The organism is Microcoleus sp. D3_18_C4 (assembly GCF_036702355.1).
Classification (GTDB): Bacteria; Cyanobacteriota; Cyanobacteriia; order Cyanobacteriales; family Microcoleaceae; genus Microcoleus.
In genome coordinates this window covers 106,087-126,597 of record NZ_JAUBTF010000006.1, presented here as the reverse complement: position 1 = coordinate 126,597, position 20,511 = coordinate 106,087, and the positions used below count along the sequence as shown (strand labels likewise).

At 44.2% G+C, this 20,511-nt stretch carries 15 protein-coding genes, 1 pseudogene and 1 riboswitch; of the genes and pseudogenes, 7 read left to right on the top strand and 9 right to left on the bottom strand.

Translation table 11 applies throughout. From position 1 onward, the window contains the following. Positions 1-96 precede the first annotated feature (96 nt). A complete protein-coding gene (locus QUA90_RS04880; protein ID WP_333444125.1) occupies positions 97-609 on the top strand; it encodes a DUF1648 domain-containing protein in 513 nt (170 codons plus the stop codon). 237 nt (positions 610-846) lie between these two features. Here QUA90_RS04880 and QUA90_RS04875 read toward each other — a convergent pair. Then, a pseudogene (locus tag QUA90_RS04875) lies at positions 847-1,302 on the bottom strand (aspartyl protease). 119 nt (positions 1,303-1,421) lie between these two features. Here QUA90_RS04875 and QUA90_RS04870 point away from each other — a divergent pair. Then, a complete protein-coding gene (locus tag QUA90_RS04870; protein ID WP_333323788.1) occupies positions 1,422-2,714 on the top strand; it encodes a pentapeptide repeat-containing protein in 1,293 nt (430 codons plus the stop codon). A gap of 686 nt (positions 2,715-3,400) precedes the next feature. Here the strand turns inward: QUA90_RS04870 and QUA90_RS04865 are convergent. Beyond that, entirely contained in the window at positions 3,401-4,024 is a 624-nt protein-coding gene (locus QUA90_RS04865) for a TenA family protein (protein WP_333084151.1), read from the bottom strand. Between the two features lie 285 nt (positions 4,025-4,309). Between QUA90_RS04865 and QUA90_RS04860 the strand changes: the two genes are divergently transcribed. Continuing rightward, complete coding sequence (locus QUA90_RS04860; RefSeq protein WP_333084152.1) at positions 4,310-5,275, top strand: glycosyltransferase family 2 protein; 966 nt, start codon at positions 4,310-4,312, stop codon at positions 5,273-5,275. A 113-nt stretch (positions 5,276-5,388) separates the two neighbouring features. Here the strand turns inward: QUA90_RS04860 and QUA90_RS04855 are convergent, their stop codons facing one another. From QUA90_RS04855 to QUA90_RS04845, 3 genes are all read right to left on the bottom strand, one after another. Next, positions 5,389-6,498 (bottom strand): glycosyltransferase family 4 protein, encoded by a 1,110-nt coding sequence (locus tag QUA90_RS04855; protein WP_333323786.1) that lies wholly within the window; start codon positions 6,496-6,498, stop codon positions 5,389-5,391. 86 nt (positions 6,499-6,584) lie between these two features. Continuing rightward, positions 6,585-7,577: a phthiocerol/phthiodiolone dimycocerosyl transferase family protein gene (locus QUA90_RS04850; protein ID WP_333444155.1), complete on the bottom strand. Its 993-nt coding sequence runs from the start codon at positions 7,575-7,577 to the stop codon at positions 6,585-6,587. 83 nt (positions 7,578-7,660) lie between these two features. Beyond that, positions 7,661-8,056, bottom strand: coding sequence for a hypothetical protein (locus tag QUA90_RS04845; RefSeq protein ID WP_333444122.1), 396 nt, complete (start codon positions 8,054-8,056; stop codon positions 7,661-7,663). Between the two features lie 852 nt (positions 8,057-8,908). Here QUA90_RS04845 and QUA90_RS04840 point away from each other — a divergent pair. From QUA90_RS04840 to QUA90_RS04830, 3 genes are all read left to right on the top strand, one after another. Continuing rightward, positions 8,909-9,592, top strand: a complete 684-nt coding sequence (locus QUA90_RS04840) for an HAD-IC family P-type ATPase (protein WP_333323783.1) — start codon at positions 8,909-8,911, stop codon at positions 9,590-9,592. Positions 9,593-10,483: 891 nt separating this feature from the next. Beyond that, positions 10,484-10,756, top strand: a complete 273-nt coding sequence (locus QUA90_RS04835) for a hypothetical protein (protein ID WP_333323781.1) — start codon at positions 10,484-10,486, stop codon at positions 10,754-10,756. 466 nt (positions 10,757-11,222) lie between these two features. Next, complete coding sequence (locus QUA90_RS04830; RefSeq protein WP_333444120.1) at positions 11,223-12,032, top strand: glucose 1-dehydrogenase; 810 nt, start codon at positions 11,223-11,225, stop codon at positions 12,030-12,032. Positions 12,033-12,511: 479 nt separating this feature from the next. Here QUA90_RS04830 and QUA90_RS04825 read toward each other — a convergent pair whose 3' ends face one another. The 3 genes from QUA90_RS04825 to QUA90_RS04815 form a co-directional block, all read right to left on the bottom strand. Then, complete coding sequence (locus tag QUA90_RS04825; protein ID WP_333444118.1) at positions 12,512-13,828, bottom strand: voltage-gated chloride channel family protein; 1,317 nt, start codon at positions 13,826-13,828, stop codon at positions 12,512-12,514. Between the two features lie 148 nt (positions 13,829-13,976). Next, on the bottom strand, positions 13,977-15,602 hold the full coding sequence (locus tag QUA90_RS04820; protein ID WP_333444152.1) for a cation:proton antiporter: 1,626 nt from the start codon (positions 15,600-15,602) through the stop codon (positions 13,977-13,979). A gap of 91 nt (positions 15,603-15,693) precedes the next feature. Continuing rightward, positions 15,694-15,782, bottom strand: a riboswitch (Fluoride riboswitch). A gap of 472 nt (positions 15,783-16,254) precedes the next feature. Then, a complete protein-coding gene (locus QUA90_RS04815) occupies positions 16,255-17,265 on the bottom strand; it encodes a Gfo/Idh/MocA family oxidoreductase (protein WP_333444117.1) in 1,011 nt (336 codons plus the stop codon). Positions 17,266-17,790: 525 nt separating this feature from the next. On the opposite strand from QUA90_RS04815, the gene QUA90_RS04810 reads away from it, so the two are divergent. Then, a complete protein-coding gene (locus tag QUA90_RS04810) occupies positions 17,791-18,090 on the top strand; it encodes a ferredoxin (RefSeq protein WP_106149950.1) in 300 nt (99 codons plus the stop codon). A 342-nt stretch (positions 18,091-18,432) separates the two neighbouring features. Here QUA90_RS04810 and QUA90_RS04805 read toward each other — a convergent pair whose 3' ends face one another. Next, the gene (locus QUA90_RS04805) at positions 18,433-20,088 is read right to left on the bottom strand and encodes a SpoIID/LytB domain-containing protein (RefSeq protein WP_333444115.1); all 1,656 of its coding nucleotides are present in this window, start codon (positions 20,086-20,088) and stop codon (positions 18,433-18,435) included. Positions 20,089-20,511 lie beyond the last annotated feature (423 nt).

Genomic DNA, 20,511 nt, shown 5'->3' with positions numbered 1-20,511 from the left:
TGGGTTCTATGCCCACTTGTTCTGTACGCTTTCATCCCGGCACTCAACGGACTACCATTAGAGTGCGGGACTTCCCGCTTGTTAGTTCACGTAGCCATGACTGGAAACGCACCAAACCAACGGCCGGTTATTTCTCTGGGACTTTCGCCTATTTTAGTGGCGGTCGAGCTTTTAGGTGCGATCGCGATTTTGTTGGCTGTTTTGCTCATCGTCAAGTTTTGGGGGGTTTTGCCCGATCGAATTCCGATACATTTCGGCTTGGGGGGGCTGGCTGATTCTTGGGGCGACAAGGTGACGATTTGGATCATGCCTGCGGTTGCTGCCATTATTTTTGCGGTTTTAACTGCGGTATCGCGCTATCCGCATACTTTTAATTATCCGGTACCGATTACTTCGGAGAACGCTCGCCGGCAATATCTGTTGGGGCGAGGCCTTTTGGCTTGGCTGAAGGCGGAGATTTGCTGGCTGTTGGCGTTTGTGGTGCGGCAGCAAATTCTTGTCGCTTTGGGCAATGCTCAAAGGTTTAGTATCGAGTTACTTTTAGGGTTAGTTGTTTTGATGTTTGGGACGGTTGGCGTGTATTTGCTCAAGGCTTATTCTGCTCGCTAGATGTAGGGCAAAAATCTTACATATACCTATAAACTTGGTTTTTGGGTCAATTTTTAAGCGCAGTTAATAATATCTAACCTCTCAAAAATAAAGTTACTTTGTAAGTAGGAATAAAATCATAAAAACTTTATGAGGAGTTTAGTAGTCCTCACGACAAACATTTTTGAGGGCGGGTAATGGACTGGAGATGAGAGAAATCACAGGCGAGAGGTTTGTGCTAAGGTAAACGCCGATCGACTAACCCATCAGATATGTTTGCTGATTGTTCATCGGCAATACTCGCAACCGTCGATTTTTTAAATCTGGTTCTAAGCCTAGTTCTTCCATTGGAATCACGCCCAACAAAACAGCCGAAACGCCTTCCGGTAATTCTAAACAATCAAATCTGCCCTCTCTGCCCTCTACAATAATTTGAGCGTCGGCAAAAATTTTACCTTTTTTGATGCCAGCGGATGTTTATACATCTCTTTCTCCTACTTGTTTTAACCCTAGCTGGCTAATAATAGGAGCGGGCAAGGAAAGCAGAGTTGCTCCGGTATCGACAACAACGTTATCGAGGGTAACAGAGCGAACTTCCTCAGCACCAATGAATCCCCGTTCAGCCATAACTAGATCGATGCGATTCGTGACGGTGATTGTAGTGATTACTTGACCCATTTGTTTTTCTTGCAGATTGGGGAGTACCAGGGTCATAATCTGTTACCTCTTTGAGTATAATTAGTGGATATTTCTATTGTAATATTATCTAGAATACTGCTAGGTTAGTTAAAATCGTTTTAGTGATCGGCTAAAATTAGAATTTGCCTCAACGCATGACACCAGAAAACAACTCTTCTCAACCCAATCGCCCTGAGTCTAACGTGACTGTAGAAAGTCAGAACGGTGCGAGCCCTACTGTGCCACCAGAATCAGGGACAATCGTCGTTACTGCTGAACCGAAAAAACCGGTGCCACCGCCTCCAACTCGCAAGGTGTTTTTGCCGCAGCAGCCGGAACAAACGACTACTGAGAAGTCGGGATCGGTGCTGACGCTGGGGTTGATCGCAGCGATGATTTTTGGGCTCGCCAATGACAACATTTGGCTGGGCTTAATGGGCGCTGTCGGTGCGATCGGCATATCGCTGCGACTGATGTGGCCGAGTTGGGGCAAAATCTGGGCGCAGGTAATTCCGCCGACTTGGCGCACTTTGATAGTCGCCTGCTTTGGGCTTTTAGCTGGGATTGTTGGCTTGCTGATGCTCAGCGGTAGTAATACTGAACCGGGAAGCCGCAACATCCAAATCAACTGGGACGCCATCGGCGCTCTCGGCGAGTTGATCGGCGCTTTGGGCCAAATTTTGATCGCGATTTTGGGCGTTTATGTGGCTTGGCGGCAGTACGTGATCTCGAAAGATTTGACGATTCAGCAAAACAGAATTACGCAGCAGCAAACGATCGATGCTTATTTTCAAGGGGTTTCCGACTTGGCCCTTGACGAACAAGGGTTTTTGGAAGACTGGCCGCAGGAAAGGGCGATCGCAGAAGGCCGCACCGCTGCGATTATGAGCAGTGTAGATGCTGAAGGTAAAGCTAAAATTCTGCGGTTTTTGTCGCAGTCGAGATTGGTTACTCCTCTGAAGCGCGATCGGCTTTTAGGCCGTCCCATCCTTGACGGTGACGGCGGCTACGCTGAAGATAGGGATCACGGTATCCGCGTTATCGATCTCAATGTCATGTTAGCGGGTGCTGACCTGGCTGGCACTGATTTGCGATGGACGGATTTGAGCGAAGCCAACCTCGTCCGCGCCAATCTCAGCAAGTGCGATTTAGTGAAAGCAAACCTCTCGCGCGCTGTCTTGTATGACGCCAATCTCGCTCGCGCCGACATGAGAGCCGCCGCATTATTCTACGGCTCGGCAGAAACTGCATCCCCCCGCAGCCGTACCGAATTTCCCAACTATCAAACGGGCGAACATACCGGCGCTGTGGTGGAACGCGCTGATTTCACAGCTGTCAAGCGACTGTCGGACGAGCAGCGCTATTACTGCTGCGCTTGGTGTGGCTCGAAGTCGAGAGAGACTATTCCCGGTGGCTGCGAAGGGATTCCCAATAAACTCGGACGTTAAGCCGGGACGGGTTAATTTTTGTAATTGCTATGTGGTTTCTGAGCCGATCGATAATGGCGATCGGGATGCAGGTAATTGCTCCTTTAGTCGGCAAGAAACTGCCCCTGTATGGGAGTCTGCCACCTCTAGATTTTGTAAGTGGCTGACTCCTCAAAAGTGGCTCGGCACTGTTTTCGCATTGGGACGGTAAATGGTACATCGAAATAGCTAATTTAGGCTACAGCTATACAGATGATGGACACCAGCATTCTGTCGCTTTTTATCCGCTGTTTACTTTGCTCATGCGCGACTTCACGACTCTGGGAATGCAAGTGGGATTAGCAGGGCTCATTAATTGTTGGGCGTTTTTGGTTGCATTATTGCTGGTTGCAAGCTGTTAGTAAAGTTGCGATGATTTAGGGCTGTGGCTATTTCGGGAATTTGCGAAAAAGGCTAAGCATTACAGTCAGCTATTTCGGTTTTTGCTCTTTAGCGCTACTGAGCAATTCCGGTGCTCTGCAATCGGTTCATCGCTACGTTTACGGCATTGTGTAGCTTTCAAGGGCACTCGGTTTAGTGTTGAGTAATCAGCCTTGTTTGGGATATGCTGTTATGACATTATTTGCTACATTCCTGCTGTACATGGCTGTTAAATTTACTGCGTGTAGGTAGCTTAAGATAGTTTTCCATTTTTGCACAAACTTAATTTACTCTATTTCCCAAGCTGCTTGAAAAAAGTCTCTTTCGCATAGCATAGCGTAGCGATAGGTTGCTTCTACTTCTGGCCCAGCATCTGCGTAGCGATCGACCAAACCTTCCAGGCGTTTTGCTAAAATCTCAAAATCCGGGCTGCTATAGGTGGAAATCCAGTCGCTAAAGGCGTGTTCCGGTATATTACCTGTAGCTAGCTGCTGTCCCAAAAAAGCATACAACCGCAAGCAAGGAGTCATGGCGGCTACTGTCAAACCTACACCACTCCCCCAGGCTGTCGCTAATAAAAAATCTGTGTAGCGGCGGGTAGCGATTCCCGGTTTTGCCTCTTGTAAGTTTACCCCCCATTTGGCTGCATATCCTTGATGCAAACGAAGTTCTTCTAAAACGCCACTACCGAGATTGTGGAGAATTTCAAACCCCCCCCAGTCGGGTGCTTTTGCCGCAGCGATACTATAAGCGCGAGCGAAGGCTCCCAGAAAAAATGCGTCTTGTGCAACGTAATATGCAAAACTATTTTGGGGGAGGCTGCCGTCAGCAATGCCTCTGACAAAGGGATGTTGCAGACAAGCTTCGCTTAAGTCTTGATTTGCTTGCCAAAGATAATTGGAATTTGTCATGCAATTTTGAATCGATGGGTTATGATTGTAATTTTTATAGTCTGACTAAACATCTATGATAACAGATGTTTTCGCTGGGCGTGTGTCAGTCTTATGGTATCTTTTATTTTTCGTATTTAAGAAAATAGATAAGTGTTGGTACGCGGCTATTTGATGGACTGCTGTTGTCTGGCTCAAAGAGCGAAATTACCTGCCGAACATCTCTGGTGAAGCAGCCAGGGTGTTTTGGGAAAAAGAAACTTTTGATTTAACGGTTGAAAAGCCGATTTTTAAACAGAAACTGCAATGAACGATACACCTAAGTATTCCTTGGTAATTCCTATCTATAACGAAGAAGAAAATCTCGCTGAATTGTATCGGCGAATTAGTGCGGTGATGGATCGAATGGACGGCCCAGTAGAATTAATTTTAATTAATGATGGCAGTCGCGATCGCTCTCTCGAACTTTTGCGAGAATTGCACGAAAAAGACTCGCGAATTTGTTACCTCAGTTTTGCTCGCAATTTCGGCCATCAAATAGCTGTAACTGCTGGTTTAAACTTTTCTAGAGGTCAAGTTGTAGTCATCATGGACGGCGATTTGCAAGACCCGCCAGAGCTAATTATAGACATGGTAGAACAGTGGCGACAGGGCTATCAAGTTGTTTACGCTCAACGCACTCAACGGCGTCAAGAAGGTTGGTTTAAGCGGTTGCCGGCTTATATGTATTATCGCATTTTGCGGAATCTTGCTGATGTGGATATTCCCATAGATACCGGAGATTTTTGTTTGATGGATAGGTGCGTAGTGGATGTACTCAACGCCATGCCAGAACGCAATCGTTACATTCGGGGATTGCGCGCTTGGATTGGTTTTAAACAAACGGCCGTTAAGTTTGAACGTGATCCGCGTTTTGCTGGCGATGTTAAGTATACCTTCAGTAAATCTTTTGCTTTGGCGATGAACGGTTTAGTGTCTTTTTCAAAAGTTCCTCTGCAACTGTCGATTTATTTGGGTTTATTTTCGGCTTTCGTGTCTGTTTTGATGGCTTTCTTGGTTTTGTATTGGCGTCTTTTCTCTGCAGGTTCGGCATTAACTGGTTTGACAATTGTGATTATGGCGGTTTTCTTTTTGGGTGCGGTGCAGTTGGTGAGTATTGGGATTTTGGGCCAGTATATAGGGCGGATTTATGAGGAGGTGAAGGGTCGCCCGCTTTATACGCTGGCAGAAGTGGCTGGTTTCGATCCCTTTCGTCAAAAAAATGATAAATAAGCAGGACTTTTTTACTATCTTGACGGCTTAAAGATAGCGGTTGTATGGTGCGTCTGCTGAATCACCTGAACCCTGAACCACATTCAAGATGCGGGTTGTTGATTCATTATTTTCTACTTAATTTCAGCCGATATAAACTCCTGATGCCATTGTTGAGCGACTCTATTCCAGCCAAATGAATCTTTAAGAGTTAATGCTTCCTGTCTTAAAGAGTCTTGTTTTTCAGGATTTTTTAGCAAGTCAATCACTGCTGTAATAAAAGCATTATTAGTTTCCTCATCGCCAGCAGGCCCCTTAATTCTGATACCTGATTTCACAGTGTCATCTAAACCTGCATAAGTTGTCACCACAGGAACACAACCAGCAGCTTGCGCTTTCCAAGCACTAATACAGAAAATCTCCGCAGCAGTATGACAAGGATAAACCCAGATGCCTGATTTGAATAATTCTTCCACTAACTCCTTGTGTCCAATCCTGCCATGTTCATAGACATTTTCCTGCTCGAAAAGTTGTAAAAGTTTTTGCTTTTTATCTGGTAAGTATGGAAATTTCTCAAGATAAGGTGAATTAATTAAAGCATCAATTCCTTGCCAACCATAAAAAATATGTAATTCAACATCGGGCACTTCTTTGAGAACTTGATCCCATTGAGTCAGTAAATTTTCAATACCTCTTGCATAATCACTAATCGAAATTAGCCTTTTGGGATTTCTAGCAATTCCTGTTAAATTGAAATCTTCGAGATTAATCCCATTGGTTGTTAAAAAAATCTTGTCTTCAGGAATCCAGTCAGGCAGCAGAGACTTATGAAAATTTGACAACATAAAAAGTTTGTCAAAACTTGCCAGAAATTCCAAACGCTGAGACTCTTCTACAGGAGGAAATAATTGCGGGTTATCGTGCATCCATACAGCAGTTTTTCGGGCTTTCACTTTCATTCGCATAGGTTGTGTCCAAACACGATGAAAGATTAAGACATTAAAGTTATCTTGGGTATTGAATTTATCAACTGACTGATAAACTACTCCCTTATATTCCCCTTCCATATCACCGCAGCGATTAAAAACAGTAACCTGGTAGCCTAATTTAACTAATTCTTGACTTAAGTAAATAATCGCTTCTTCACTTCCGCCAATACCTTTATTCACAGATTGAGGAGACCAATCTTCTAGATGAAATGGAAAATTGGAATAAATTACAATTGAGTTATTGTCCCAGTTCATATTATTTGACTCTTCCCAACTTTTGACATAGATATTGTAGAGTAAAATTAGATATTTGTCAAACAAATCCCATCAATCAAGAGGATTTAATTTTGTGTCACTGACTCACACAACATTGTTAAGGTCGTTTTTTGATTGATACACACTTTTTCTATGACTGTCATCACATCATCAGCAAATAACTGTGCTGTTCGATCGCTGATGACAGGTTCTACATAAATAAAGTTGCAAAATAACTGCTCATTGAGGGTGAGAACACCTAACCAAAAACAATCCCCACCAATATGTTGAGGAGTGGCAAAGTATAATTCCTTGATTTTTAGCTTTTCGGCTTTATATCGAAATTTAAATTTGCCTCGATTGGAAATTGCAAAAAGATTATTCCTTCCCATAGTATCTTCTTTACTCACCATAGAGTTAATAACGAGTTCCTTGATTGTATCTATGTCAAGATTACGTAATTTACTTTGTAGTAGTCTAGTTATATGGACACCGCTAATTAAAGAATCATGTATGCGGGATTTACATTCTCTAGCTAAATCCCAAAAAGATGTCTTTGGCTCAATTAACTGATTAAAACCCAGCACTGATATAAAACAACCGAGATTTTGATCTGTGATTTCAGGCTCACAATATTTTCTCAAATCTACAGGTAAACCATAGGAGAAATTTACCTGTGTATCTATTGATAGTAATTTGCCAGCAGCAAATAGCATAGCCGCACACATAGCACCATGCACAGTTGTTTTTTCTTGTTTGCATTTATCAATGAGTATCTTAGTTTTTTCTTGACTAAGCATTCGCGGTAACATCCGAGTTAAACGTTCGTGGGCCGATGCTTGATGTTCAATAATTAATTGTGGTGGTAGAGTGGGTTGTGCAGTTGCGAGTAGATGATTTTCCCTTGGTTCTTTACTGGGAATATTATAAGTAACTAAGGTTTCTATGGGAGGAATAAATTCTAGTGATTCTACAGGAAATATATTCTCTCCTTCCTGATTGTTTTGATAATAAAATAACAAATCATCAATAAAACGCATACATGATATGCCATCTACAATTCCATGATGAAAGGTAATAAGCTGTCGAGCATTTAAATTACATATTGTCTGTTCCCCGTTTCCCGTTTCCTGTTCCCTTTCACCAAATCCTCACACCCTATTTAAATGCACAACAGCTTAATCACTTCACAGCTATTTTGATGTTGATGAGAATACAAAAGAGTTAGGCGACACAGAGGATTATTGCCTGTTGTAAATTTTGTATGTAGTTCTTTTTCAGCAATTTTAATTGCTTCATTTTCATCTTGTTTGTATATAACTTGTACCGGAATTTCCGTTATTCCTGTCGATTGAAAATATAATCCATCCTCAGACTCAACAATGTAAACTTGGAGCATGGGATGACGCTGTTGGACTAATTTAAGAGCTTGTTTAACAAGCTCTGGTGTTAAAATTCCTTCCAGATAAACAACATTTACAATTAGTCCGCCTCCCACCTCATGGCTTAGCGCCATCGACATTTCTACCAAACCAAGTTTTCTGCTGAAAGATTTCATTTTGATTTTCTCTCATTTCAAAGTTTATCTACATTTCTGCAATTGCTCAAGTATCCAAAATTGAGTTGTTTGTAAGTTAGTTTTTTCATCAACGGCAGGTTCTTTAATTAGGCTCCCTAATTTCACAGTTTCATTTGTGTAACTAACTCAATACTTCGGACAGTTTTTGATTGTCAACGGCATAATTAGGGTTTGAGCCAAGTCACGACTCAGGAAAAATCAACGATTGCAGCCATTTTACCCCAAAGTGTCAGAACTATTGTAACTGACTCATCTGGGAGTGTGACAAAGAGGCCTAGGAACTACACTAAATAAGGGTTGCAGTTTGTATACCCTGTTGAGAAAAGCAAAGTTTATTGGGAGTTAGGTTCATTAATTCTGGCACATCTACTGAATATTGAGCCAGATAATGGACTCACAGATCTCCATCTCAAGCAGCGCCAAAGGTACTCCGTCTGCGATATTTTTTTCTGTTCTTTAGGGCGATATACATACAGCAGTTTTCGCGGTTATGAGGTACAATAGCAACCGCTAGCCAACCAATTTATTAAATGCTGAGGATTTATTAAATTTATGGCAACTGCTATTATTAGATGAATCATAGATGCGTAAGTTGGAGCGGGAGCATCTCAATGAAAGCAGCCAAGCCCAAAATTGGAGTTAGGAGCCAGGAGCCAGTAGTCAGGAGAAAAGAGTCAGAAGGAAGGAGGAAGAAGAAGTGTTGGCGTTGCTGAACTTTAGTATGAATGTACATTTTTTAATCTTTGCCGAAGACAGACTTTTTGTGCCTTGGAGTCTTTTCGTAGAACTTAATTCATACCGTCAATCAGCAATGCCGTTGAAGTTAGTAATGTGTTTGCCCGGGTTGCGCCTGAACAGAAACTGCGACTGGTGGAAGCTTTGCAGTCCAAGGGTGAAATTGTTGCCATGACCGGAGATGGGGTCAATGATGCCCCAGCACTAAAGCAGGCGGATATTGGCATAGCGATGGGGATTACAGGCACGGAAGTTGCCAAAGAAGCGGCGGATATGGTGTTGACCGATGATAACTTTGCCTCCATTGAAGCCACCATAGAAGAAGGACGCACCGTTTATGGCAACCTGCTGAAAACCATTGGGTTTATCCTACCCGTCAATGGTGGAGAAGCGCTGACCATATTGGTGGGAATCTTGGCGGGTACCACCCTGCCAATTTTGCCGATGCAGATTCTCTGGGTGAACATGGTGAGTTCCGTCGCCCTAAGTGCCACTCTAGCATTTGAGCCAAAATCGGCTGAGACTATGCAGCGATCGCCCCGCCGCCCCAATGAACCCCTATTAACGAAAAAATTGCTGTGGCGCATCCTGATTATTTCTATCTTCAATCTCATTGCTGTACTTGGCATTTTTGAATGGGCTTCACAAGCCACAGGTAATATTAATTTGGCTCGGACAATGGCAGTCCATACGCTGGTTTCCGCAGAAACCTTTTACTTATTGAGTATTAGCCAATGTATTCCATCTCTGTTTGCGTATTTAAAAGATCGCACTCAATAAATTGCTGTTATTCCTGCGATCGGTGTGGGTTGTGTGTTTATATTTCAAGTTTTCTTTAGCCAGTTGAGTTTCCTAAACCCGCTATTTGCTACCCAACCGCTTAGTTTTATCCAAGCTCTCATTTGTATCGGTGCAGGGATTCCAGTCATTGTGCCTGCTATGTTTTTAAAGCGGTTGGCTCCTCTTGCTTAAAGTGATAGCGATCGTCACTTTAATTGGTGCGGCTGGAATTTATGCGTTTGAGCGCGAACTTCCTAATCGATCGCGCTAAGCTGTGGAGCATTTAAATGAGTAACGAGGCTTGTATCGTGCGTCAGGAGTGCACACTTACGCGCTTATGCGGGAAACACTTCTGTAATGACGCACCCTACTATCGTCTTTTAAATGCCGAACAGCTTAGACCTGTGAATTGCTAACCTGGGATTTGAGCATGAGGTCGATCGCTCTCGATGCGATAGTAGAGAAAAGATTATGTCTGTCCAATTATAGATCACCTTTTACTCTAAACTCTTCCAAGCGAGAGATGATTTTTGATTTTTTGAAATTTACTATAATACTACCCTCTAACCACTCAAATAAAAAAATTAAAATAATGGAAAAAACAAGCCGAATAAATTCATGACAGGGAATCAAAAAACAACTTGCTCTAGGATAAATATCTGATTGCACTGTGCAATAGTGCCGACACTTTTTCTATAGTACCATGGCTAATCTTCTATGACTTTGAGCCACTTTGGATAATTAAATCAATGTCATGTCCACTCCTGACTTGCATTTAATTCGACTTTTTTATGTTCCTTGCCCTCTAAAGCTTGTAGTATCGTCCCCCAAAAATCCCCGCACTATTGAATGTTAACCTGGTTCTATTTATTACATTGACACGAGAAACTCATGGAAAACACATTGTTCGATCGCACATTCCGCGATAGCGAAGGTCAAATTGTTATAGCTCAGATGCCCAATCTACCACTGAGTGTCGGGATTGTAGCTAGTTTATTAACGCTCATTGTTACAACAGGTCAAATTAATTTAGGGTTGCAGCTAGTAGCCTTTGGCTCTTTGTTTACTTGGGCTTGGGAAGAATTATTTCAAGGCGTTAATTACTTTCGTAGAGCATTAGGTCTGATTGTGCTTGTTGGTCTAATTGTGGGGAAACTTCAATAATTAGGTAAGCATAATACCAATTTTTTATGAGGTTGCATAGAATCCGATCCCCCCTAGCCCCCCGCCGGAGGGGGGGACAAGATTCTTCTCAAAGTCCCCCAACAACCAGGGGGATTTAGGGGAATCGAGATATGTGCAACTTCACATTAAATTGGTATAAATCAAATCAATAAGGTATATAACCCTGGGAGCATCTCAATGAAAGCAGCCCAGCCCAAAATTGGATTTTTGAGGGAGGAGTTTTGAGGCTCTCTTGCTGCGGGGAAAGAGGAAGAAGGAAGGAGCCAAAATAAGTGTTTTTACAAATATGAGATGCTCCCTCCCGATCGCGGGCATGGTGATCAGTCTTCTGAAGATTGATGAAATGCGTGGCGAAAAGACAGAACAACCTTCTGGTTGATGAAGAAGCTAGTTGGCTTGAGGTTTCGGTTAAGATATTTTGTTTTAAGTCTCTGGGAGAGCAATTATGAAAGGTTTAAAGGGAAAAAACGCACTCATTACTGGAGCGAGTTCAGGCATTGGGCAGGCGATCGCCATTCGTCTCGCCCAAGAAGGTTGCAACATTGCCGTTAACTATCGCAAAAGCTTAGAAGAGGCAGAAGATACTGAAGAAATAGCTCTGCAAAAAGCCTGTGGACAAGCATCGGAATGCGGGGTTGAAACGCTATTAGTTCAGGGAGATGTCTCCAAAGAAGACGACATCCTTCGTATGGTGAATACTGTCATTGATAAATTTGGTAGTCTGGATATCCTAATTAATAATGCTGGGATTCAAACAGAAAGCGCATCCCATGAAGTGCCAACCGATGAATTCGATCGCGTGATGGCAGTCAATTTGCGAGGTGCATATCTCTGTGCGCGGGAAACCATTAAGCATCTATTGAGTGAGCAGCGCTCTGGGGTGATTATCAATATTTCGAGTGTGCATGAAATCATTCCTCGCCCGATGTATATCAGCTATTCCATCAGCAAAGGCGGCATGGGAAATTTAACGAAAACCCTAGCGTTGGAATACGCAAACCGAGGCATCCGCGTCAATGCTATTGCGCCCGGTGCAACAATTACACCGATTAATGAAAGCTGGACGGACAATCCAGAACAAAAGGCAGTAGTGGAAAGCCATATCCCAATGGGGCGGGCAGGCACATCGGAGGAAATGGCTGCAGCAGCGGCATTTCTGGCATCAGATGAAGCGGCTTACATTACGGGACAAACGCTCTATATTGATGGTGGATTGACCCTCTATGGTGACTTTCGCGAAGCTTGGTCTGCCTAAATTAACTCGGAGAAACTATTTGGAGGAAATAGGCGATCGCTGTCATTCGATTTTAGATTTTAGATTTTAGATTTTGAATTGGCCCACGGATAAATTCGGGGCCTTGAGGATTTTAGATTTTAGCTTTTGGATTGATTCCACAGATAAATCTGGGGCTTGTACCATCAAGAAATTCGCTTGTCATTTTACCTAAACAAGGATTTTTTTTGGGCGATCGCTTTCTTTACTCACCGGACACTAGACTAAAACGCACTAAGGTGTCATGCAGATATGATTGAACGTGGCAGCCAGGAAGGTATTGCGGAGGAGTTATACGGCAAAGATGTCAAGTAGTGGTATCTTGCTGCATAAAAATCCAATAATTTATTTAGGTGATGAAATTAACAGAGAAGAATCATCGCTCTCGCTGGCGTGAATACGCTCCAGCAATCAATAGTTTCTGCTATTAATGTAAGTCATGAAATTAATTAATTAATTAATTAATTAATTGTGTTGACATTTGATTCGGATTTGGGAGCGATTTCCGGGGGGAATTTTTTCCACTTTTGCCCTTTTTTCGTGGGCAAAAAATGGTATTTTCCAGCGCCAAGACGCTGTGAGCTATAGATGCCCGCATGGCCTGAAAAAAGGTAGCTCATCACACAAGCGATCGCCACAAACACCCCAGATTCTAGTCCAAAAAGTTCAATTCCCATTAAAGTAGCAGCGATCGGTGTATTTGCAGCGCCGCCAAAAACTGCCACAAATCCCATGCCCGCCAATAAAGGTGCTGGTAATGCCAAGATTAATGACAAAGCATTACCTAATGTGGCGCCAATAAAAAATAGAGGAGTAACTTCACCGCCCTTAAAACCAGCCCCTAATGTCAACGCCGTTAAACCTATTTTTGCCGCAAAATCCCAAGGTGGTAACTGAGTATAAAACGCATCGACAATGGTAGGAATACCAAGACCAATATACTTAGTTGAGCCGATCGCCCAAACAGTCAATGCCACAATAACACCGCCAATTGCAGGACGTAAAGGAGGGTAGGATATCTGGGCTTTAAAGAAGTGGCTAATTTGATGAGTTAGTTTCGCAAAAATCATCGCTACAATGCCGAAAATTATACCAGCTATAATTGCATAAACTAGCCCCATTGGAGTTATGCTTGGTACAAGCGGAGCGTGGCGGTATGCGGTGTGATGCAACCCCAGATTTAAGGTAATGCGATCGCCCACAACTGCTGCAACTAAACAGGGAAAAAGAGCATTATGCTTAATCGTACCAATCGCTAAAACCTCTAAACCAAAGATAGTTCCAGCTAAGGGAGTTCCAAAAACCGAAGCAAATCCTCCACTAATCCCCGCCATTAATAAAATTCGGCGCTCCCTGGGTTTAAAGTGGAATATTTTAGTCAACTGATCGGCAAGAGATGCCACAATTTGTAGGGCTGTCCCTTCTCGACCTGCTGAACCTCCAAATAAATGGGTTAAATCTGTCCCTAACAGCACCATAGGAGCCATTCGTAAGGGAATAATACTTTGGGGATGATGAATCTCTTCGAGTAAAAGATTATTTCCGGATTCTACTTTTTTGCCATATTTATGATAAATCCAACCGCTGAAGAATCCACCTAGCGGTAGTAAGGCGATCGCCCATAAATGAGATTCTCGCCAATTGGTTGCCCATTCTAAAGATGCGAGGAGAGCAGAGGAACCAAGACCGGACAGCATACCAACTATACAAGAAATAATGAACCACTTGCTGAGTTGCGGAATGATGGTGAACTGCTCAAATTGAGGGAGACGTTTCATAAGAAATGATTCTTTGGGGTAAAGTTAGGCTCGTTGCGAGCGAGCCTAAATCTGCGTTAAATATCGCCTTGATTATGAACCGCAGAGGGCGCAGAGGACACAGAGAGGGGAGAAGAGGATCAAGGGGATATAAAACCCATATTTGGTATTACTTGTAACTAGATTCTACCAAGATGACAGGAATAGGACTGCTTTCTAAGACGGCTTGAGAAACTGAACCTACTAGCACTTGTTCCCACGGTTGATGCCCTCGTTTCCCGATCGCAATATATGCCACTTGCCGAGCTTGCGCCACGCGGATAATCTCCTCTGGAACTGTACCAGAAAGACTCAGGAACTCATAGCGAATATCTGATAATATTCGTTGTGCTTGTTGTTGTAATTGTAAGTTTGTGCTTTGATCTCCCACATTATCTACATACAAAACAATCACATCCCCATCACTGCGCCGAGCTAAGTCTGCGGCTTTAGTTAAAACATCTGTTGTTAGGGGGGAAGCGTCTACTGCGGCGAGAAAAACTGGACGACCGAAAATAGCTACTTTGGTAGGGTCAACTTCGCCTTTTTCTAATAGTTTGGGGGCAAAAGTGGGAATTGCCCAAGCACCCAAGGGAGCTGTTACTAAAATTGAGAGGGCTGCGATCGCCAAAATCGTCTCGCCACCAGCAATGCCCTGAGCTAGGGGAATTGCCCCAATTGCCGCCTGTACCGTTGCCTTAGCGGAATTTCCTGCTAGCAAAAACAGCCGTTCTTTCCCAGTCCAATTACTACCTAAAGTGGAAAGATACCAACCGAGCGATCGCCCAATCAGAGTCCCGATCGCCAACACCAACAGACCAACCAGCAAGGTATTGCCTAATACATTAAGTTGAATACTGGCTCCCAGCAGCACAAACAAAATAATTTCGGCGATCGTCCACAAACTGTCAAAGCCACCCCGCAATCTTCGTGCTAAAGGCACATCCAACTCTATCAGGAAAAACCCCGCCGCCATGACAGCTAAATAGCCAGAGAAAACCGGAATATGTTCGGCTGATACTACCAGCCCTAGGGCAAAGCCAGCAGCCACTAGGGAGTCCTGAACCGCAGTTTGAGTCCAGTTTTGGTTGACTAATAGTGACACCAAAAGTCGAGCAGCAACCCATCCCAACAGCACCCCCAAGGTAATTTGGATGATGATTTGAAATGGCAGCAATTGCAGAGGGCTGAGGGTGATTCCTCCCAGCAGGGTAATGGCTGTAGCTTTCCCTTGGGACAGAAATGCTAGCAGTAGGCTAAACACTAGCAAAAGCAATACATCGGACAAGGCACTTCCCGTCAGAATCGCATCGGGAATTCCTTTTTTTACTCCCCAACCTAAACTTTTTAACCGCAGCATCCCGGGAACAATTACTGCTGGAGATTCCGCGCCAATGATGCAGCCTAGCAGTAGCCCCGTCAAAAAATCAAACTGAAGTAGCCACATCGCAGCGACAGCAATAGAAATAGCCTCGCAAGCTGCTGGCAGAAAGCCTAATCGCAGCGCCACGGTTCCTTGTTGGGATAGCTTTTCGCGATCGAGTCCTAATCCCGCCTTCATCAAAATCACCATCACGGCAATGGTGCGAAGGGAATTCGCAGCGGCCAAAACCTCTGGGCTAATGACATTCCCCAGTTGCGGGCCTAATAAAATGCCCACCAGCACCATACCTACGAGTGCTGGAGCTTTCAGCCGTCGAGCAATCTGCCCGACAAAAAAGCCCATTAATAAAATCCAGATCATACTTTCTAACATCACGCCACCTTGAAGCTGAATGGAGAAACGTGACTTGTAGGGGAAAGATCGATCGAGGCATCCGCACCATCCTACCCTTCCGCCACAAGTCGGAACAGTAGGAGCCATCAGCCTTTTAAACGTTATGAAGATTATTAATAACGCAGGGCGGTTTCGGCGAGCTCCATCGCCATCATTACTTTTATACCACTATTGAAGCTGATAAGCTGTTCGGCATTTAAAAGACGATATTATGGTGCGTCAGTACAGAAGTGTTTCCCGCATAAGCGCGTAAGTGTTCACTCCTGACGCACCCTACAAGCCTCGTTAGTTGTTTAAATGCTCCACAGCTTATTCCATTTCCGTGCCTCCCGGAATGCCTACCCTTGTTCATAGACTTCGACGGTTTGAACCTATCTTTTTGGGATGGAAACTAGCTCATATCCTGGAAGGAATGCTATAGCAATCCTTCCAGGATTCTTACAAAGATGTAGGGGTAATGCCTTTCTTTGCCTACCCGGCTCCATGGGGGCAACCACGGGGGGTTTGCCCCTACAAGAATTACACAAATGATGCGAGCGAGGATTGCTATAGGTAATTGAGAACGGTGCAATATCTCAGTTATATTGGATTTTGCCCAAAATTAAATAACTTTCCTTCTCCTAGCTTTTTATCAATTTATAAGGGCGATAGTTTGCCTAATTTCGCTCGATCGCCTCGCAGCATCTGCCACCTTCAAAGCGTACAAACTACTGGCAGTATTCACGTACAAAGGCGTACCGTTTGACAAATATTCCAACACCATATCGGTGTCTTTGGCAAATAAACCGCGCCGCGTTCCTACTTTGAGGTTGCGCCGATTTTCTCCCTGAATTAATTGACCTGATTCGGGAGTAAAAACCAGCGTTCCTGTTTCTCCGTAGATGGTAAAAATGTTTTCCGACTGCCAAAAAGTCTCTCCTTTTCCATAAACAGCTTCAGCGACAAGGCCATTGGCAAAGCGCAACTGTGCGTTGCACAAACAAGCTTTGTAGAAATCCGGCTGACTGTCCCAAAATTGAGCTTGACAGTTAACGCTTGCCACTTCCCCGAACAAATCAGTAAATCGGTGCAGTCGCGAAATTGCACCAACTAACGGAAAGCCAAAGAGGGAATGTTGATAAGTCCACCGCTGCGCCGCTGGATGTTGAGGAGTCATAGTAATGTAGCGGGCGTAAAAAACTTTACCGATTAAGGGCAAAGATTCTTTGATTGCTTGGTGCAACCCGCCTAACAGTTCGATGTGTTCGATGTGGAGGAGTTTTTGCTTTTGGGCGGCAAGTTCGATCGCCCTTTCTGCTTCAGATACGTCTAAAGATAGAGGATATTCCACCACAACGTGCTTGTCATTTTCGAGCGCGGCCAGGACGATCGCCCCGTGATCCCGGTTCACCGTACAGACAATCACCAAATCTAAATCGTCTCTTTCTACCAGCTTGCGCCAGGAAACCGCAGCTTCTGCCCCGAAGCCTTGACAAAATTCTGCGGTTTTCTCCGGGGTGTGGCCCGCAACCGCTACCAAGTGCGATCGCCCATCAGCTTGAATTGTCTCGGCCCTCAACTTAGCGGCAAAACCAGTACCCACAATTCCCACGCGAATTGGAGAATTAACCGAAGAACCAAAGCGAGTATCAATATTAGTCATGGGATTTGAGATTTAAGATTTTAGATAGTTACAGACTTGCGCTGCTGGGGTTTAGGGTTCTATCGCCCCGATTTTAAGCTGTGGTTGTGGTGCGATTTATTCGATCGAGCCTTCAACACCCAAGTTTTGATGCGATCTAACTATACATTTCAGTGCCTGCTGGGACTTGCCTTGCACCAAGTCTTGCGGAAACTCGATCGACACACCGCATACCAACAACGTGGTTTTTGTGCTGTAGGGCTCAAAACAGGATTTTTCCTGGAAACCGGATTATTTCGCGCAAGTCTTGCGGCAACAGTATCACAAGGCTGGACCCAAGATAGGTATAAGTAATCAAGATGAAATTAGAAAAAGTTATAACTAATCCCATTCAAATGTTTTGTAAATAAGTGTGTCAACCTCCCTTCTATCCCCTACTATCATAGAGGGAACGAACCTAAGACCTAACCTCAAAGCTAATAGAGCCTTGAAGTTTGCATTAGGAAAAATTATCAATCTTGTTGAATTTTTGAGAGGATTTAGTGCATGGCAACTTACAAAGTTACCCTCATCAGCGAAGCCGAAGGAATTAACCAGACCATTGACGTTGATGACGATACTTACATTCTTGATGCTGCAGAAGAAGCAGGACTCGACCTCCCGTACTCTTGCCGCGCTGGAGCTTGCTCCACCTGCGCCGGCAAAATCACCAAAGGCGAAATTGACCAATCCGACCAATCTTTCTTGGACGACGACCAAATCGAGGCCGGATTTGTCCTCACCTGCGTCGCATATCCTAAGTCTGACTGTACGATCGAAACTCACCAAGAAGAATCGCTCTACTAAGAAAGGACGCTCTGCGTGATACCCTAAGAAACCCGGTTTCTCGTTTCCAGAATTAAGCTGAAATACGGCAATTATGTTAAGAAACCGGGTTTCTGTGTCTAACATTGCAACAAAGCCGCCAGCAGTCTGTCACTCCCAGCTATGAATTCATAGCTGTTTGAGCAGATAGCTGACCAAATAATTTTAGATTTTAGATGGCAGATTTTAGATTAACTGTGAAACCAATCTAGAATCCAAAGTCTAAAATCTAAAAGTTTTACGGCTGATATTTAGTCCGCAAAGGCGGGCTTTGTTTGTGTAGTGGGGAATTAAATCGCCGCCTCTTATGCCGAGTGCGATCGACTATTCGCGCCAAAATGTAATGTTATCGCTGAGCGGCACAACTTGAGCGCCGGGAAAATAAAAGCTGAGAATTTGAGATCCATTCCAGCCCAAATTAGCCAAATTGTAAGAACCAGTCTGACTCATTCCCACTCCGTGCCCGAAACCGCCTCCGACAAAAGCATAACCGTTGAGAGTTTTGTCTGGATTGTAAATTGGTTCTAGGTAAAAAAGCGTGCTAATCGGCGGGTAAAAAGCATTGCGAATCTCGTCTTTGTCGATATCGATGGGGCCCAAGTCAGTTTGAACCTTCATTTGCAAAACTCGACCTGCGGGCGACCTTTCTACCACTTCCACCTGAGTGACAGTTTTCAAATTAGCCATCGGGTGCTGTTTCTTCTGAAGATACTGTTTGAGAAATCCACCAATCGCTGTCAAAGAAGCGGGTTCGCGCCACCGAAAAGTGTCTTCTTTTTCCTCATTAAACCCTTTTTCCAAACTGATAAAGCGACGGAAATTGTTTTCGTCAGACAAACTCTGCTTGGACAAATCCCAAATATTATTAGGCGAATCGACGATCGATCGCAAATATGGACGTTCCGCGCCCTGCCACACATCGTTAAAAGAGGCTGTCACACCGCCGCTAGACGCGGAATAGAGTGCGTCTACTAGCTGATTTTCGTAAGCTAGCACCAAACCAGTCGTTTGGGCGATCGCCTTATCACTTTGCGGGTAAACCTCGGTTAAACCGTGATAAACTTGGCAGTTAACATCAGCGCACAACTCATAATTATCCACAGCAAACCGGCGCAAATTTCTCAGGGCGTAGGTTCTCGCCAAAATAGTTTGAGCGACAATCGCAGCGTAAGGCGAAAAAGCCCCTATTTCGTGAGGAACAACACCCCGCAAATAAGTTTCCGTCAGCACTTTATTTACCAAAGTATAAGTGCCGTAAGAATTTTTTTGCAGGTGCAAACTGCCGCCATAACGGCGAGTTTGTTGAATAGCTTTTTCGGGTTCAATGGCTGTCGCCTCTTGGGTAGTTTGTTCCAATACCTCAATCACATTTTTCCCCGCCGTCACATCCAACTCATTGCGGTTGAAACGAAAGCCGTTTAAAACCCAAAATGCCTGGGGTACTTGTTTAAAAACTTTGGAATCCAAAAAAGCTGTTGTGTTCCCTTGAGCTTGCAAACTTTGCAACAGCCAGCGCCGCACCAAAGGAGAGTTATAAACATCTCTTTTCGCCCAAACTTGCCAGCGCAAAGGTTGAGCAATTTCTACTTCTATTCCCTGGGCGCGCCACTGATTGGCGCTATCTTCTGCACTCTCGAAACTGCGGTGAGAACTTAGTACCACTCGTTCTTCTACTAAGGGCGATTCCAGCGGTTTTGGGGCTATTTCTAACTTGACGCTAGCAGCAGTTTTGGTTTCTATGCCTTGAGGAGTTTTGTAACGCAAAGTTAAGCTGTCGCCCGGTAATGCTTTCAGCGTCAGTTTGTCGGTTGCTTTCGTGCCAAACCGCTGCACTACGCCGATTTTGATGGGTCTATTTTGGGAAGTTTGGGCGTATCCCGCAGCGCTGAAAAGAGGAAACAGGCACAATGCGGTGAAAACAGTGCTAGAAACGCAGCTAAACCATTTGTAATTGGGAGTTGGAGGTGCTTGAGCGAACACGGTTATCTGTCTCGCGATAGTTGAAATTGGGGGATTTTTGATTGTACGTTAGCACATTTGGCCGCTGCTAGACGCGGATTCCGGAAGATTAGGTGGTTTGGTTCGTTAAACCGATAGTCCGACAGGGGTTGAAACCCCTGCCTCCAAGCAAAAGTCCTCTAAAAGAGGACTGAATAATTCATTAGTCCTCTTTTAGAGGACTTTCGCTATAAGCCCCGTGGAATTCATTCCCTGGCGGACTGCCGGGTGGGCGGGAGGAATGGCGGACAAAAAGCTTAAGTTGACACCCCTTGGGCACTGGCGGTTTCCTGGCTGTGGGTAATATTAATTCCGATGCTACCGAATTTGAGATGAAACGCAGTAATCGCAAAAGTTGGGGGAGCTTTACATCCTGTTAAACGCTAAAGTTTATTTGCACCTACC

Bases quoted from the DNA above. Each gene is read 5' to 3' on its own strand.
- QUA90_RS04855 (WP_333323786.1), bottom strand. From the start codon at position 6,498: ATGAACTGGGACAATAACTCAATTGTAATTTATTCCAATTTTCCATTT.
- QUA90_RS04860 (WP_333084152.1), top strand. From the start codon at position 4,310: ATGAACGATACACCTAAGTATTCCTTGGTAATTCCTATCTATAACGAA.
- QUA90_RS04845 (WP_333444122.1), bottom strand. From the start codon at position 8,056: ATGAAATCTTTCAGCAGAAAACTTGGTTTGGTAGAAATGTCGATGGCG.
- QUA90_RS04870 (WP_333323788.1), top strand. From the start codon at position 1,422: ATGACACCAGAAAACAACTCTTCTCAACCCAATCGCCCTGAGTCTAAC.
- QUA90_RS04865 (WP_333084151.1), bottom strand. From the start codon at position 4,024: ATGACAAATTCCAATTATCTTTGGCAAGCAAATCAAGACTTAAGCGAA.
- QUA90_RS04830 (WP_333444120.1), top strand. From the start codon at position 11,223: ATGAAAGGTTTAAAGGGAAAAAACGCACTCATTACTGGAGCGAGTTCA.
- QUA90_RS04820 (WP_333444152.1), bottom strand. From the start codon at position 15,602: ATGTTAGAAAGTATGATCTGGATTTTATTAATGGGCTTTTTTGTCGGG.
- QUA90_RS04815 (WP_333444117.1), bottom strand. From the start codon at position 17,265: ATGACTAATATTGATACTCGCTTTGGTTCTTCGGTTAATTCTCCAATT.
- QUA90_RS04810 (WP_106149950.1), top strand. From the start codon at position 17,791: ATGGCAACTTACAAAGTTACCCTCATCAGCGAAGCCGAAGGAATTAAC.
- QUA90_RS04835 (WP_333323781.1), top strand. From the start codon at position 10,484: ATGGAAAACACATTGTTCGATCGCACATTCCGCGATAGCGAAGGTCAA.
- QUA90_RS04825 (WP_333444118.1), bottom strand. From the start codon at position 13,828: ATGAAACGTCTCCCTCAATTTGAGCAGTTCACCATCATTCCGCAACTC.
- QUA90_RS04880 (WP_333444125.1), top strand. From the start codon at position 97: ATGACTGGAAACGCACCAAACCAACGGCCGGTTATTTCTCTGGGACTT.